Origin of the sequence: Mesorhizobium sp. Ca11, assembly GCF_020165275.1 — a bacterium.
In the GTDB taxonomy this organism is placed as follows: Bacteria; Pseudomonadota; Alphaproteobacteria; order Rhizobiales; family Rhizobiaceae; genus Mesorhizobium.
The window spans coordinates 1-14,534 of the sequence record NZ_JAIUHU010000004.1; the positions used below are offsets into that span (position 1 = coordinate 1).

Consider the following 14,534-nt stretch of genomic DNA (forward strand, 5'->3'; position numbering starts at 1 on the left):
CAGTAGGCAGTAGGCAGTAGGCAGTAGGCAGTAGGCAGTAGGCAGTAGGCAGTAGGCAGTAGGCAGTAGGCAGTAGGGCAGCTTTCAAGCGCTATTTCCCTACTCCCTTACTGCCCTACTGCCTTACTCCCCTTAAGCCGTGATATCGATCACGCCGCAATCGCCGGCGGCGCTGCCAAACACGACGCGGCGTTCTTCCTTGTCCCACATCATCGACGTGATGGCGCCTTTGCCGGGGCGGCGCAGCAGCACTTCCTTGGCGTCGGCGAAGCGCGCCGCGATCACCATGCCGTCCTCATAGCCGATGGCCGTGACATCCTGGCTCGGATGGCAAGCGACGCAGGTCACCATGGTATTGCCGCGCGTGCCGAGCTCCAGCGGCGCCTTGCCCATCGGTCCGTCTTTGCTGGCGAACGGCCACACGATCGCTGCCGGCGCGCCGGAGCTCGCCAGCCATTTGCCCTTCACGCTCCAGGACAGGCTCTTCACCTTGCCCGGATAGCCCGACATGCGCATGTGCTTGCCGTCGGCGAGCTTCCAGCCATGCAGCGCGTTCTCCTGCATGGTGGTGACGAGGAAGGCGCCTTCCGGTGAAAAGGTGATGCCGGTATGGGCGCCTGCCCATTCGAGCTCCACCGGCTTGCCCTCGGCCGCCGGGAAATGCAGCGTCGCGCCATTGTAGCGGGCGACGCCGAAACGCATGCCCTTGGGCGAGAAGGCCAACCCCTCCACCGAACGCGGATGGGCAAATTCTTTGATCTTGCCGTCGGCGAAACGCACGAAGGCCGTCTTGCCCGAGGCATAGGCGATCGCGCCCTGCGGCCCGGCGCTGACGCTGGTGATCCACTTTTTGCCGGCGCTGGCCAGCTCGCTCACCTCGCCGCCGGCCTTCACGGCAAACACCTTGCCATCCTCGCCGCCGGTGATCAGCCGGTCGTTGGCCGCGTCATGGAAGGCGGCAAGCAGGCCGTCATTGGCCTGCACGGTCTTGTGCCCATTGTCGAGCCGGTGGATTGAACCGTCGGCGAGCGCGAAATGCGGCACGTCGTTCAAGAAGACGGCGGCAACGCAATGGCCTTCGAGATCAAGCGGGGCGACTGTGGGCATGCAAACGGTCCGTTCGAGATTAGCCAGCGGGGCTAGGTGCGGCCTTGCCTTCTCCCCTTGTGGGAGAAGGTGGATCGGCGCGCAGCGCCGAGACGGTTGAGGGGTGGGTGACGGAACGCCGTCATCGCCGAACTGGAGCACCCCTCATCCGACCTCGCTTCGCGAGGCCACCTTCTCCCACAAGGGGAGAAGGAAGAACGGGCAGCGCTAGCGCTTGAAAGTCAGGAAATCAAGCCGCCTGGCAGGCTTCAAAACTCTTCCTGAGCCGCTCGGCGTCGAGATCGCGGCCGATGAAGACCAGCCGGCTTTCGTGTTTTTCGCCATCCTTCCAGGCGCGCTGGTGGTCGCCTTCGAGGATCATGTGCACGCCCTGCAGCACATAGCGGTCCTCGTCGCCCTTCAGCGCGATGATGCCCTTCAGCCGCAGGATGTTCGGTCCTTCCATCTGGGTCACCTTCTCGATCCAGGGAAAGAATTTCTTGGGATCCATCTCGCCGCCGCGCAGCGACACCGACTTCACCGTCACGTCATGGATGTCGGAAGCCTGATCGTGATGGTGATGATCGTGACCGTCATGATCATGGTCATGGTCATGGTCATGGTCGTGCGCGTCGAGGAAATGCGGATCGTTCTCCAACGCCCGCGACAGGTCGAAGGCGCCGCGGTCGAGCACTTCGTCAAGCGCCACGCCGGAACGCTGGGTGCGATGGATTTTTGCCGCCGGGTTGATGGCGCGGATCGTCGCTTCGACCTTTTCAAGCTCATCGGGCGTGACGAGGTCGGTCTTGTTCAGCACCACCACGTCGGCGAACGCGATCTGGTCTTCGGCTTCCTTGGAATCCTTCAGGCGCAGCGGCAGGTGCTTGGCGTCGACCAGCGCCACCACCGCGTCGAGCTTGGTCTTGGTGCGCACGTCGTCGTCCATGAAGAAGGTCTGCGCCACCGGCACCGGGTCGGCAAGACCCGTGGTCTCGACGACGATGGCGTCGAAGCGGCCCGGGCGTTTCATCAGGCCTTCGACCACGCGGATCAGGTCGCCGCGCACCGTGCAGCAGACACAGCCATTGTTCATCTCGTAGATTTCCTCGTCGGATTCGACGATCAGGTCGTTGTCGATGCCGATCTCGCCGAACTCGTTGACGATGACGGCGTAACGCTTGCCGTGGCTCTCCGACAGGATGCGGTTGAGCAGCGTCGTCTTGCCCGCGCCGAGATAGCCGGTGAGAACGGTTACGGGGATTTGCGTCTGTGCGTCGCTCATGGGTTGCCTCGAAAATCCTGGATTGTCGGCCTGATATAGGATGGGTGTCGAGCTTTTGCACGCGCCAAACCGATGGGCCAGGCCGACCCTCCAAGCGGAGCGGCGCCACACACGGATCGGCGGCGGCCGAGGCAGGCCAGACGCAGGAGCCGCTCGGGCGCCCAAGCGCCTTCATCAGCGTCCGCTGTGAATCTCGCCGGTGCAAAAGTCGTTTGTCATCTAACTGAAATAAACATCTGGCATCACCTGCGCGGGCACCGCAATGCTTGCCGGCAAAGCGTTCCGCAAGCCGGACTCTTTAAATCGTCATTTGCCAGCCGTCGGACAGCCTCTATGCTTGTCCGCGCCGGTTCGGCCGAAGAGGGAACGACCATGGCCAAGGCGGACAAGACAGCGACAATGAGCCGGCTGCATTCGGCGGCAAGGCTGGCGCGCACAGCGCTCGCCGCGCGGCTTCTGGCGCACGGCTTCTATGCCGGCCAGGACCAGATCATGCTGGCGCTCGACCGCGAGGACGGCCAGACCCCCGGCAACCTCGCCGGCCGGCTCGGCGTGCGCCCGCCGACCATCACCAAGACCATCAACCGGCTCCAGGCGCAGGGTTTCCTGGAAAAGCGCGCCTCCAACGCCGATGCCCGCCAGGCCCATATCTTCCTCACCGAGTCCGGCCGTGAAACCATCCGCGCCATCGAGAAGTCGGTCAGGAAGACCGAGAAGCAGGCGCTGAGAGGCCTCGACAAGAAGGACCAGAAGGCGCTGTTCAAGCTGCTCGCCCGCATCGAAGCGAATCTGTCGAACGAAGATCTGGTGCTGATCGACGATGACGCGGAGTTGGATGAAGCGTGACGCGTGAGCGTCATCGCTCAACCGCGAGACGTTCCCATTAACGAGCGACGCGAAGCGTCGTCTCGAGCTAAGCGCGATGCGCAGCATCGTCGCTCCACGCACCGGCTTAGCATTGCAAGCGCGACGCGTAAGCGTCGTCGCTTCACCCAAGTATCGGCGGCTTAGCGGAAAGGCGACGATGCTGCGCATCGCGCCTGAGCGACGACGCTGCGCGTCGCGCTTACGCGTCGCGCACCAGCGCTGCCCAGCGCCCCGGCGTCATGCCGAACGCCTTCTTGAAATGCCGGTTGAAATGGCTCTGGTCGCTGAAGCCGGCGCCGGCGGCGATTTCCGCCAGCGACTCGCCCTGGGCGATCATGCGCCGCGCCCTTTGCAGCCGGCGCATCAGCAGGAAGCGATGCGGGCTGGTCGAATAGGTCGCGCGAAAATGGCGCGACAGCGCGTAGCGGTCGAGGCCGGTGACGGCTTCCAACTCATCGGAGCGCACCGGTCGCTCGGCATTCTCCTCGAGATAGTCGCGAGCAAGCGCGGCGGCGCGCCATGCGGTCTTGCCCGTTGACTTTGCCGGCTGCCCGGCATGGCGTTTGAGGTGTTGCGCCAGCTGCGCAACGAAATCTGCCACGAACAGGTCGCCGAGTGCCTCGTCCAGCGGCGCCAGTGCCGACAACAACGTGTCGCGCAAGCATGGATCGTCAACCACGGCGTCGCGAACGAAAGGCAGCGGCTCGCCGCCGAGGCAGTCGAGCAGCAGGGACGGCTCCAGATACAGGATCCTGTAGCGCAGGCCGTCTTCCGTGCCGGCGCCGCCATCGTGCAATTCGTCCGGATGCAGCACGATCGCCTGGCCGGGCAGGCTGTGTCGCAGCGCGCCGCGATAATGGAAGCGCTGCACGCCGTTCAACGTCACGCCGATGGCATAGGTGTCGTGCCGGTGCAGCTCGAAGGCGTTGCCATGGAAGCGCGCCTCGATGCGTTCGAGACCCGAGCCGCCCGGAGCCGAAACGATGCGATCGCCGTTGGCCGCATCCGCGCACGAATGTTCAAGACCTTCCTTCGCTTCTTCGCTTAGAGCCTGCGCCATTGCCTGTCCCGCCCGTCACGGGCCGTCTCGGAGTCTCAATCTTGGTGTTCGATACGAAAATTGCAATTGTTCTGAGAGAGGACCTGCCGGTGTGGCAGAAGCTCAACGTCACCGCGTTCCTGACCAGCGGCATCGTTGCGCAGTTCCCCGGAATCATCGGCGAGGCTTACCGTGATCGTGCCGGCAACCTCTACAACCCGATGTCGATCCAGCCGGTCATTGTCTTGTCGGCCGATGCCGCGACGCTGGGCGCGATCCACCGCCGGGCATTGGAACGCGGCGTGACGACATCCGCCTATGTCGAGGAGATGTTCGCGACCGGCCACGACCTCGCCAACCGCGCCGTCTTCGCCGAATTCGCCCCGGACGACGCCAAGGTCGTGGGGATCGCCATGCGCGGCGATAAAAAGCTCGTCGACAAGATCACCAAGGGCGCCCGCATGCATGGCTGATTTATGCCATCTTGAACCGTCGAGATTGGCAGCGAACTCACCAGCTTCGTCATCCACGGGCGGAGCGGGAGCGAAGCGGACGCGGAGACCCGAGGATCCATTCCGCGACCTTAGCCGGAGTGTGCAACGGGGCAGAATTCTGCGCCGCTGGCGGAGCGTCAATGTAACGGCATGGATCCTCGGGTCTGCGCGCGTCGCTTCGCTCCTTGCTTCGCCCGTGGATGACGACTGCGCGAACTGTTCAGGCCATCGCCAACAGACAATGCGCTCTAAGCCTGTCCGAAGCGCTTGTTGGGCCAGTCGCTTTTGGCTTGCTGGCAAGGGCCGATTGCCTCAGAAGGGTACCGTCTATCTTCCTTCGGCCCGACCTTGAGCACTCCCAGAAACAATGACGACAGCGCAACGCCGCCCGCGGCGATGCTTCTGATGCTGTGCGTCTATGTCTGCTTCACCTTTCTCGACACCTCCAGCAAATATCTGGTGCTGGCCGGCGTCTCGGCGCTGATCGTCGCGTGGGCCCGCTTCACCGTGCATGTCCTGCTGGTCGGCATCTTCCTGCGCGGCTGGCGCGAGCCGGTTCGCTTCCGCGCCAACAACCTGCCGGCGCACCTCTTGCGCGGCGTCCTTTTGTTCGGCTCGACCATGTTCAATATCCTGGCGCTGCGCACGCTGCAGTTGGCCGAGACAACGTCGATCTATTTCTTCGGCCCGATGGTCATCACCGCGCTTGCCGGCCCGCTGCTCGGCGAATGGGCCGGCTGGCGGCGCTGGCTGGCGATTCTCACCGGCTTCGTCGGCGTGCTCATCATCACCAGGCCTGGCGTCGGCGTGTTCGGCATCGGTCATCTCTTCGCGCTGGGCTCGATGCTGTCGAACAGTTTTTACGTGATCATGACGCGGCGCATGTCGTCGACGGAGACCTCGGAGAGCCTGATCCTCTTTTCGGCGCTGGCACCCGCCGTGCTGCTCCTGCCGCTGCTGCCTTTCTCGCTGTCATTGCCGCAGGATGGCTGGCACTGGGTCATCCTGTTGATGCTCGGCGTCTTCGGCGCCGGCGGCCACTACTTGCTGGTCCGGGCCTATCGTCTGGCGACCACGACGCAGCTCGCGCCCTATCCCTATTCGCAGATGGTGTGGATGATCATTTCCGGCTGGCTGATCTTCCACCAGTTCCCCGACCGCTGGACGCTGCTCGGCGCCGCCATCATCGTTACCAGCGGGCTCTACATCATCCATCGCGAGCACCGGCTTCGCGTCCGCAACTCCGCCTCGCTCGACACCGAGGCCGAGGCGCTGGCGAAAAAACTTTGATTTGCGCCGAATCCGGTGGCATAAGGCCGTTTTAAAAAATTTAAAGACCCTGGGGAGCGAAGGGCACTGGCACAGAAGATCAAGCTTTCGACGATCGCGGATGCGCTCGGCGTGTCCACGGCAACGGTGTCGCTGGCGCTGCGCGACAGCCCGCTGGTCGCCGGCACCACGCGCGAGCGCATCAAGGAGCACGCCCGCGCCATCGGCTATATCTACAACCGTCGCGCCGCCTCGTTGCGCACCTCGCGCTCCGGCATCGTCGGCGTCGTCGTGCATGACATCATGAACCCGTTCTTCGCCGAGATACTGCGCTCGATCGAAAGCGAGCTCGACCGCAGCCGCCAGACCTTCATCTTGTCAAACCACTACGACCAGCTGGAAAAGCAGCGCACCTTCATCGACACGCTGCTGCAGCTCGGTGCCGACGGCGTCATCATGTCGCCGGCCATCGGCACGCCGGCCGAGGACATCATCATGGCCGAGGAAAACGGCCTGCCGGCGGTGCTGATCGCGCGCACCGTCGCCGGCGCCGATGTGCCGGTGTTCCGCGGCGACGATGCCTATGGCACGGCGCTCGCCACCAATCATCTGATCTCGCTCGGCCACAAGCGCATCGCCATGGTCGGCGGCACCGACCAGACCTCGACCGGCCGCGACCGCTACCAGGGCTATCTCAACGCGATGGAGGCGGCCGGCCTGGAGGTGAAGCCGTCCTGGCGCATTCCCGGGCCGCGCACCAAGCAGGCGGGTTTCGAGGCCTCGGGACAGTTTCTGGCGCTGAAGGACAGGCCCACCGCTGCCTGCTGCTGGAACGATCTGGTTGCGATCGGGTTGATGAACGGCATCGCGCGCGCCGGCCTCGTGCCGGGCGTCGATATCTCGGTCACCGGCTATGACGATCTCGAGGAGGCGGCAATCGCGACACCGGCCCTGACCACGGTCTGGAACGGCCAGCGCGAGGTCGGCCGCCGCGCCGCCAGCGCCCTGCTCGACAAATTGAACGGACAGGCAGTGCGGCCCTCGCAGGAGTTGATCAAGCCGGAACTGCATGTGCGGCAGTCGACCGGCAAGCCGGTGGAGCGTGCATGAGTAAGGCCGAAGGAAAATTGCCGGTCGCCATCCTGGTGCCGGGCGATTTCAACGACCATGCCCTCGGCCGCATCGACGAGGCGTTCAAGTGTGTGCGGATCGAACGCGCCGATCCGTCTTTGGTTACGGACGAGATCCGCGCCACGGTGCGCGGCATCGCCTCCTATGCAGGCATCGACGCGGCGATGATCGATGCGCTGCCCAATCTTGAGATTATCGCCAGCTTCGGCGTCGGCTATGATTCGGTCGACGCCGGTCACGCGGCCAAGCGCGGCGTCATGGTCACCAACACGCCCGATGTCTTGACCGAGGAGGTCGCCGACACCGCCATCGGTCTTCTGATCAACACCGTGCGCGAGCTCTACGCCGCCGAGAAATGGCTGCGCGACGGCGACTGGGTGACCAAGGGCAATTATCGCCTGAGCCGGCTTACCTTGCGTGGCCGCCGCGTCGGTATCTTCGGCATGGGCCGCATCGGCCGATCCGTCGCCCGTCGCCTTGAAGCCTTCGGCCTGCCGATCGCCTATCACAACCGGCGCAAGGTCGAAGGCCTGGCTTACGAATATCATGCCACTTTGAAGGGGCTTGCCGAAGCCGTCGACACGTTGATCTGCATTGCCCCGGGCGGCACCTCTACCGAGAAAGCGGTCAATGCCGAGGTCCTGTCGGCGCTGGGTTCGAACGGCGTCTTTGTCAATATCGGCCGCGGCTCGACGGTGGACGAGGCAGCCCTTGCTGCCGCCCTCAAGAGCGGCACCATCGCAGCCGTTGGGCTCGACGTCTTTGCCGACGAGCCGAACGTGCCGCAGGCCCTGCTCGATGCTCCCAACGCCTCGCTTCTGCCGCATGTCGGCTCGGCGTCGGTCCACACCCGCCGCGCCATGGCCGATCTGTGCGTCGACAACCTCGTCGCCTGGTTTACCGACCGCCGGCCGCTGACGCCGGTGCCGGAGACGCTCAACGTCAAGGCGCGCGCCTGAGGCATTTCTCGGTCCTCACGGAAACGGCAAACCGCCTGCCTTTTTGTTTGGTGCAATTCCGGACGGAAAGCCGTCCTGGAAATTGCTCCAATCCGCACGCGTCGCCACATTTATTAACGCCCACTTAACCCTTTGGAATCATTCTGCATACTTGGTTATGTGCGGAGAGGCAGGGTGAAGCTGTTCGTTGGCTTGGCAGCATCGGTAGCGTTGTTCGGGGGCGTTCAGTTCCTGCATGGCGGCAATGGCCAAAGCGAGGCCACCGAACTCATCCCGACAAACGCCTATCGGCTGACCGCCAATGGCGATGAAGCGGCCTGCGCCATCCACCGCGGCGCCGAAGTCTCGAAAGGCCTGTCGTTGCTTTCCGTCGCCCCGAACTGCCGCAAGCTGATGCCTGGCATCGAGCACGCGAAATTCTGGCGCGAGCAGGCGGATGGTTCGGTCGCTTTCAGTGACGACGGGGTCGATCCGATCGTCACCTTCGGCGTTGCCGATGGCGACGGCTACGAATCCTACGCGCCGGCCGCGCCGCTTCTGGCGCTGAGCACGAGCGAATAGCCGCGGAACTGTCCAGGCTTACTCTGCCGCGGCGCGGGCACCTGTTTTGGAGGCCGCATGCAGGCGCACCGCATCGCCGAAGGCCTTGAAGATCTTGGCGGAATTGCTGTCCGACTTCACCCAGTATTCGGGGTGCCATTGCACGCCGACTGCGAAGGCACGAGCATCCTTGACGGAGACTGCTTCGATCGTGCCGTCGCTGGCCAAAGCCTCGACCTGGAGCCTGGAGCCCAGCAGGTCGATCGCCTGGCGATGCAGCGAATTCACCTTGATCTCGCCGGCGCCGAACACGCCGGCAAGGCAGCTTCCGGGCTTGATCGAGATCGTCTGGTGGATGCCGAAGCGCTCGTCCTGATTGTCGCTCACCGGCGCGCGGTGGTCGAGCGAGCCATCGCGCTCCTGGATTTCGGTGCCCAGCGTGCCGCCGAGCGCGACGTTCAGCTCCTGGATGCCGCGGCAGATGGCAAGCAACGGCACGCCGCGCTCGATCGCCTTGCGGATCAGCGGCAGCGTGGTTGCGTCGCGCGCCGGATCGTAGGGGCCGTTGGCTTCGCTGGGATCGCCGCCATAGAGCGAGGGATGCACGTTGGACTTCGAGCCCGTCACCATGACGCCGTCGACCGACGACAGCAGCTCGTCGAAATCGAGCCGATCGCCGAAGGACGGCACCAGCAGCGGGAACACGCCGGCGCCCGCGACCGCCGCTTCCAGATATTGCTGGGGTGCCGCGTGCCAGGTGTAGTTGTCGAACTGGCGGACGTCGGACGACACTGCGACGAGCGGTTGCTGCATTTTGGGTTTGGATTCCTGCGAGAGCTAAGGAGTTAATCTGCCTACAAAATAGGCGATCTGAGGGCAGTTTGCCATGGCAAGTTTCGCTGCCTTGCATGGGCCAGCGGCAGGCTCGTTAGACTATAGTTGCACGCGGCGCCGGAATGGCTGCAACCCTCGCCCGCAACACTGGACTCGACCCTTTGCCTGTGTATGTTTCTTCCCCAACCGATCCGGGCACGAGGATGCCCTGACGTCGGTCAGCTGATCCGCAAGGGAGGAAACTTAATGGATCGTCGTTCTTTCATTCGCAAGGCCGGTGCGTCCGGCGTGGGCGCCGCGGCAGCCGCGGCGGCACTTGCCACGCCGGCCATTGCCCAGTCCAATCCCAAGGTGACCTGGCGGCTTGCATCGTCCTTCCCGAAATCGCTCGACACGATCTATGGCGGCGCGGAAGTCTTCTCAAAAATGCTGTCGGAGGCGACCGACGGCAATTTCCAGGTCCAGGTCTTCGCCTCCGGTGAGCTCGTGCCCGGCCTGCAGGCTGCGGACGCCACCACGGCCGGCACAGTCGAGGCCTGCCATACGGTCGCATACTATTACTGGGGCAAGGACCCGACCTGGGCGCTCGGTGCCGCAGTGCCCTTCTCGCTCAACGCGCGCGGTATGAATGCCTGGCACTATCATGGCGGCGGCATCGACCTGTTCAACGAGTTCCTCGCCACGCAAGGGCTGTTCGGCCTGCCGGGCGGCAATACCGGCGTTCAGATGGGCGGCTGGTTCCGCAAGCAGATCAACACGGTGGCCGATCTCTCGGGCCTCAAGATGCGCATCGGCGGCTTTGCCGGCAAAGTTGTGCAGAAGCTCGGCGTCGTGCCGCAGCAGATCGCCGGCGGCGACATCTATCCGGCGCTGGAGAAGGGCACCATCGACGCCGCCGAATGGGTCGGCCCCTATGACGACGAGAAGCTCGGCTTCTATAAGGTCGCGCCCTACTACTACTATCCCGGCTGGTGGGAAGGCGGCCCGACCGTGCATCTGATGTTCAACAAGGCCAAATACGAAGAGCTTTCGCCGGCCTACAAGTCGCTCGTGCATACCGCCGCGCAAGCGGCGGACGCCAACATGCTGCAGAAGTACGACTATCTCAATCCGGCGGCGGTGAAGCGGCTTGTGTCGAACGGCGCCAAGCTGGCGCCCTTCAGCCAGGAGATCATGGCCGCCTGCTTCGAGAAGGCCAACGAGGTCTATGCCGAGATGGAATCCAACAACGCGCCGTTCAAGAAGATCTGGGAATCGATCAAGGCCTTCCGCAAGGAGCACTATCTCTGGGCCCAGGTCGCCGAATACAATTACGACACCTTCATGATGGTGCAGCAGCGCAACGGCAAGCTGTAGACCGCCGCCCTCCTTCTCCCCTTGTGGGAGAAGGTGGATCGGCGCGAAGCGCCGAGACGGATGAGGGGTGTTGGAAGGATCGCCGTCCTTGCCAAGCTGGAGCACCCCTCATCCGTCGCCTTCGGCGACACCTTCTCCCACAAGGGGAGAAGGGAAAACCGCGCCTAGCCAGATGACGGGCAGCGCCAGCGCCTGTACATCAGTGAACTGGAACGCTTTCCCAGGAAGTGGGTCAGCCTCGGCCCGGCACCACCAGCACCTTGACCTCGCCCGGCGCCGGCGGATTGGCGATCACGTCCGGTGCCTCTTCGAGGCTGACCTGCTTCGAGATCAGCCGGTCGATCTCGATCGCGCCGGAGGCAATCAGCTGAGCCGCCCGGCCATGCGTGAACGGGTTGAGGAAGGAGCCGAGCACCTTCAGTTCGCGAAACAAGAGATCGAACGGCTCGATTTCCACCTTCATGCCTTGCGGCACGACGCCAACGATCACCACCGTGCCGCCCGCCTTTGCCATGCGCATCGACTGCTCCACCGTGTCGCGGACGCCGGCGCATTCCAGCACCACGTCGACGCCGCCGGGCGCCAGGCCATTCGGTCCGGCGACGGCCGCGATCGGGTCGCCGGCGCTTGGGTCAATCGTCGCGGTCGCGCCGAGTTCCTCGGCGAGCGCGCGACGCGAAGCCTGCCGGGTCGACAGAATGATGGTCGCCGCGCCCGCGAGCTTGGCCAGCTGCACGACGAGCAGGCCGATGACGCCGCCGCCCAGCACCACGACCGATGCGCCCGGCCGGATCGCGGCCAGGTCGACGCCGTGCAGGCAGCAGGCGAGCGGCTCGCAGAAAGCGCCATGCGGCGGCTTGAGGTTTGCGGGCAGTCGGAAGGCTTGGCTTTGCGGCATCAGCACGTAATCGGCGAAGCCGCCGTCGCGGTGGATGCCGATGGCGCGCAGATTGCTGCAGAGATTGACGCGGCCGGCATGGCAATGGGCGCAGCGCCCGCAGGCAATGTTCGGATCGCCGGTGACGCGGTTGCCGACGGCAATGCCCGTCACCGCCGCGCCGACCGCTTCGACGATGCCGGAGAACTCATGGCCGAGCGTCACCGGCGGCGTGCAGGGAAATTCGCCATGGAAGAGGTGGCGGTCGGTGCCGCAGACGCCGCAGGCCTCGATGCGCACCAGAACGTCCTCAGGCCCGGGAACGGGTTTTGCGACCTCGCGCAACCCGATCTTACCTACCGCCTCCAGCCGCACGGCTCTCATGGTGTCCTCAATTGAATTTGGGCGGCTGCGAGAGATCGGGCGCTGGCGCCGCCGGCTTGGCCGGCGCATCGCCGAAGCTCGGCGGCTGCGACAGGTCGGGCGTGCCGGGTGCCGCCGGCGCGCCGCCATTGGATGGCGCAGCTCCATTGTTGTTCGCCGGGGGCGTTCCGAGCGGCGACAGCGAAGGCATGTCGGGCAGCCTGAGGTCGATGGTGCTGGGCTCCACCGCGGCGCCCTTGTAGCGCATGACCATCTGCGGGAAGGCGATGGTCAGCCCGATCATGATCACCTGGATCAGGACGAACGGCACGGCACCCCAATAGATCTGCCCGGTTGTGATCGGCGCGATCTGCTTGCCGGTGATCCTGTCGAGGTAGGGCACGCGGGCCGCGACCGAGCGCAGGTAGAACAGCGCGAAGCCGAAGGGCGGGTGCATGAAGCTGGTCTGCATGTTGACGCCGAGCAGCACGCCGAACCAGATCAGGTCGATGCCGAGCTTGTCCGCCGCCGGCGCCAGCAGCGGCACGATGATGAAGGCGAGCTCGAAGAAATCGAGGAAGAAGGCAAGCACGAAGACCAGAATGTTGACGCCGATCAGGAAGCCGGTCTCGCCGCCGGGCAGCGAGGTCAGCAGGTGCTCGACCCAGATATGGCCGTTGACGCCATAGAAGGTCAGCGAAAAGACGCGCGCGCCGATCAGGATGAACAGCACGAAGGCGGAAAGCCGGGTCGTCGAGGCCAGCGCCTGGTTGATGACGTCCATCGTCAGGCGGCCCTTCATTGCCGCCATGATGAGCGCGCCGACGGCGCCCATGGCGCCGCCTTCCGTCGGCGTGGCGATGCCGAGGAAGATGGTGCCCAGAACCAAGAAGATCAGCGCCAGCGGCGGGATCAGCACGATCACCACCTGCTGCGCCAGCTTCGACATCATGTTGATACGGAGCCGCTGATCGAGGATGGCGACGACATAAATGACGATGACGCCGACGGCGAAGCCGAGGATGTCGGCATTGTCGCCGTGGGTCGGCGCAAGGTAGCGATAGGCCGCGTATGAAATCGCGCCCGTCACCACAACTGCCACCAGCAGAGATATCACGCCGTGGCCGAGCGTACGCGCCTCGAGCGGCAGCGCCGGCATCGAGTTCGGCCGGACGATCGACATGATCAGGATGTAGAGCATGTAGATGCCGGTGAGCACGAGGCCGGGGATCAACGCGCCGGCATACATGTCGCCGACCGAGCGTCCCAGCTGGTCGGCCAGCACGATCAGCACCAGCGACGGCGGAATGATCTGCGCCAGCGTGCCGGAGGCCGCGATGACGCCCGAGGCCACGCGCCGGTCGTAGCCGTAGCGCAACATGATCGGCAGCGAGATCAGGCCCATGGCGATGACCGAAGCGGCCACCACGCCGGTCGTTGCGGCAAGCAGCGCACCGACGAAGATCACCGCATAGGCAAGCCCGCCGCGGATCGGCCCGAACAGCTGCCCGATCGTGTCGAGCAGATCCTCGGCCATGCCGGAGCGCTCCAGCACGATACCCATGAAGGTGAAGAACGGTATCGCCAAGAGCGTGTCGTTGGACATCACCCTGGTGCCGTAGAAATTGTCGGGAAGCGCATGCAGCAACGGCCAGGCAAGGTTGATCGACCCGCCGGAATAGGGCGACAGCACGACACCGATGAAGAAGAACATCAGCCCGTTCGCGGCGAGCGAGAAGGCTACGGGGTAGCCGATCAACAGGAAGACAACCAGCGAGGCGAACATGATCGGCGCCATGTTCTGCGCAATGAATTCGATCACGAGCGCACCTCGCCCGCGTGCGCCTTGGCTTCCTCGGCCAGCGCCTTGGCCTCGAGCTCGGCCTGCTCATGGGCCGGGATGAAAGGAGTGGGATCGTCCATGTCGCCACGCATGATGGCGATCTTCTTGATGATTTCGGAAATCCCTTGCAGCGCGAGCAGGAAGAAGCCGACCAGCAGGATGGCCTTGGCCGGCCACACGATCAGGCCGCCGGCATTGGTCGACATCTCGCCGCTGCGGAAGGAAAGCGACACGTAAGGCACGAAATAGATCACCATCAGCACCACGAACGGCATCAGGAAAAAGACATGGCCGAAGAGGTCGATCCAGTGCTGCACACGGCGCGAGAACATGCCGTAGACGATGTCGATGCGGATATGGTCGTTCTGTTTCAGCGTGTAGGCGGCGGCCAGCATGAAGGCGGCCCCGAAAAGGTACCACTGCAGCTCCAGCCAGGCATTGGAGGAGATGTCGAACACCTTGCGGATGACGGCGTTGCCGGCGCTCACCAGGATCGCGAGCAGGATCAGCCACGACACCCAGCGGCCGATGAACTCGTTGATGCGGTCGATCGTCCTGGATAGAGCGAGCAGCCCTGCCATGCATAGTCCTCCC

Annotated in this window: 14 protein-coding genes; 7 read left to right on the forward strand and 7 right to left on the reverse strand. The window is 64.3% G+C overall.

Features of this window, described 5'->3' with window-relative positions; genetic code table 11:
• Positions 1-132: 132 nt before the first annotated feature.
• Together LB538_RS08545 and LB538_RS08550 are read right to left on the reverse strand one after the other, a co-directional pair.
• Positions 133-1,107: a WD40 repeat domain-containing protein gene (locus LB538_RS08545; protein WP_224531595.1), complete on the reverse strand. Its 975-nt coding sequence runs from the start codon at positions 1,105-1,107 to the stop codon at positions 133-135.
• Between the two features lie 229 nt (positions 1,108-1,336).
• Positions 1,337-2,368 carry a CobW family GTP-binding protein gene (locus LB538_RS08550; RefSeq protein WP_224531589.1) on the reverse strand — a complete coding sequence of 344 codons (1,032 nt, stop codon included), beginning with the start codon at positions 2,366-2,368 and terminating at the stop codon, positions 1,337-1,339.
• 372 nt (positions 2,369-2,740) lie between these two features.
• Between LB538_RS08550 and LB538_RS08555 the strand changes: the two genes are divergently transcribed.
• Positions 2,741-3,214, forward strand: a complete 474-nt coding sequence (locus LB538_RS08555; RefSeq protein ID WP_224531613.1) for a MarR family winged helix-turn-helix transcriptional regulator — start codon at positions 2,741-2,743, stop codon at positions 3,212-3,214.
• Between the two features lie 220 nt (positions 3,215-3,434).
• Here LB538_RS08555 and LB538_RS08560 read toward each other — a convergent pair whose 3' ends face one another.
• Entirely contained in the window at positions 3,435-4,295 is an 861-nt protein-coding gene (locus LB538_RS08560; protein ID WP_224531579.1) for a helix-turn-helix domain-containing protein, read from the reverse strand.
• 44 nt (positions 4,296-4,339) lie between these two features.
• Between LB538_RS08560 and LB538_RS08565 the strand changes: the two genes are divergently transcribed.
• The 5 genes from LB538_RS08565 to LB538_RS08585 all read left to right on the forward strand — a co-directional run bounded on the left by LB538_RS08565 (position 4,340) and on the right by LB538_RS08585 (position 8,688).
• A complete protein-coding gene (locus LB538_RS08565; protein WP_224531576.1) occupies positions 4,340-4,747 on the forward strand; it encodes a DUF2000 family protein in 408 nt (135 codons plus the stop codon).
• A 426-nt stretch (positions 4,748-5,173) separates the two neighbouring features.
• The gene (locus tag LB538_RS08570; protein ID WP_224531610.1) at positions 5,174-6,058 is read left to right on the forward strand and encodes a DMT family transporter; all 885 of its coding nucleotides are present in this window, start codon (positions 5,174-5,176) and stop codon (positions 6,056-6,058) included.
• A gap of 66 nt (positions 6,059-6,124) precedes the next feature.
• Positions 6,125-7,147 (forward strand): LacI family DNA-binding transcriptional regulator, encoded by a 1,023-nt coding sequence (locus LB538_RS08575; RefSeq protein WP_095769389.1) that lies wholly within the window; start codon positions 6,125-6,127, stop codon positions 7,145-7,147.
• A complete protein-coding gene (locus LB538_RS08580; RefSeq protein WP_224531573.1) occupies positions 7,144-8,127 on the forward strand; it encodes a 2-hydroxyacid dehydrogenase in 984 nt (327 codons plus the stop codon). Before LB538_RS08575 ends, LB538_RS08580 begins: the two co-directional genes overlap by 4 nt.
• A gap of 174 nt (positions 8,128-8,301) precedes the next feature.
• On the forward strand, positions 8,302-8,688 hold the full coding sequence (locus LB538_RS08585) for a hypothetical protein (protein WP_224531570.1): 387 nt from the start codon (positions 8,302-8,304) through the stop codon (positions 8,686-8,688).
• An 18-nt stretch (positions 8,689-8,706) separates the two neighbouring features.
• Here LB538_RS08585 and LB538_RS08590 read toward each other — a convergent pair whose 3' ends face one another.
• Positions 8,707-9,480 carry a gamma-glutamyl-gamma-aminobutyrate hydrolase family protein gene (locus tag LB538_RS08590; protein ID WP_224531567.1) on the reverse strand — a complete coding sequence of 258 codons (774 nt, stop codon included), beginning with the start codon at positions 9,478-9,480 and terminating at the stop codon, positions 8,707-8,709.
• A 267-nt stretch (positions 9,481-9,747) separates the two neighbouring features.
• On the opposite strand from LB538_RS08590, the gene LB538_RS08595 reads away from it, so the two are divergent.
• The gene (locus tag LB538_RS08595) at positions 9,748-10,857 is read left to right on the forward strand and encodes a TRAP transporter substrate-binding protein (RefSeq protein WP_095769385.1); all 1,110 of its coding nucleotides are present in this window, start codon (positions 9,748-9,750) and stop codon (positions 10,855-10,857) included.
• Positions 10,858-11,089: 232 nt separating this feature from the next.
• Here LB538_RS08595 and LB538_RS08600 read toward each other — a convergent pair whose 3' ends face one another.
• The 3 genes from LB538_RS08600 to LB538_RS08610 are packed head-to-tail and all read right to left on the reverse strand — an operon-like array spanning position 11,090 to position 14,521.
• The gene (locus LB538_RS08600) at positions 11,090-12,118 is read right to left on the reverse strand and encodes a zinc-dependent alcohol dehydrogenase family protein (RefSeq protein WP_224531565.1); all 1,029 of its coding nucleotides are present in this window, start codon (positions 12,116-12,118) and stop codon (positions 11,090-11,092) included.
• Between the two features lie 7 nt (positions 12,119-12,125).
• Positions 12,126-13,916: a TRAP transporter large permease subunit gene (locus LB538_RS08605; protein WP_224531607.1), complete on the reverse strand. Its 1,791-nt coding sequence runs from the start codon at positions 13,914-13,916 to the stop codon at positions 12,126-12,128.
• Positions 13,916-14,521 carry a TRAP transporter small permease subunit gene (locus tag LB538_RS08610; protein ID WP_224531562.1) on the reverse strand — a complete coding sequence of 202 codons (606 nt, stop codon included), beginning with the start codon at positions 14,519-14,521 and terminating at the stop codon, positions 13,916-13,918. Before LB538_RS08610 ends, LB538_RS08605 begins: the two co-directional genes overlap by 1 nt.
• Positions 14,522-14,534 lie beyond the last annotated feature (13 nt).

Bases quoted from the DNA above. Each gene is read 5' to 3' on its own strand.
- LB538_RS08545 (WP_224531595.1), bottom strand. From the start codon at position 1,107: ATGCCCACAGTCGCCCCGCTTGATCTCGAAGGCCATTGCGTTGCCGCC.
- LB538_RS08550 (WP_224531589.1), bottom strand. From the start codon at position 2,368: ATGAGCGACGCACAGACGCAAATCCCCGTAACCGTTCTCACCGGCTAT.
- LB538_RS08555 (WP_224531613.1), top strand. From the start codon at position 2,741: ATGGCCAAGGCGGACAAGACAGCGACAATGAGCCGGCTGCATTCGGCG.
- LB538_RS08560 (WP_224531579.1), bottom strand. From the start codon at position 4,295: ATGGCGCAGGCTCTAAGCGAAGAAGCGAAGGAAGGTCTTGAACATTCG.
- LB538_RS08570 (WP_224531610.1), top strand. From the start codon at position 5,174: ATGCTGTGCGTCTATGTCTGCTTCACCTTTCTCGACACCTCCAGCAAA.
- LB538_RS08580 (WP_224531573.1), top strand. From the start codon at position 7,144: ATGAGTAAGGCCGAAGGAAAATTGCCGGTCGCCATCCTGGTGCCGGGC.
- LB538_RS08590 (WP_224531567.1), bottom strand. From the start codon at position 9,480: ATGCAGCAACCGCTCGTCGCAGTGTCGTCCGACGTCCGCCAGTTCGAC.
- LB538_RS08595 (WP_095769385.1), top strand. From the start codon at position 9,748: ATGGATCGTCGTTCTTTCATTCGCAAGGCCGGTGCGTCCGGCGTGGGC.
- LB538_RS08600 (WP_224531565.1), bottom strand. From the start codon at position 12,118: ATGAGAGCCGTGCGGCTGGAGGCGGTAGGTAAGATCGGGTTGCGCGAG.
- LB538_RS08610 (WP_224531562.1), bottom strand. From the start codon at position 14,521: ATGGCAGGGCTGCTCGCTCTATCCAGGACGATCGACCGCATCAACGAG.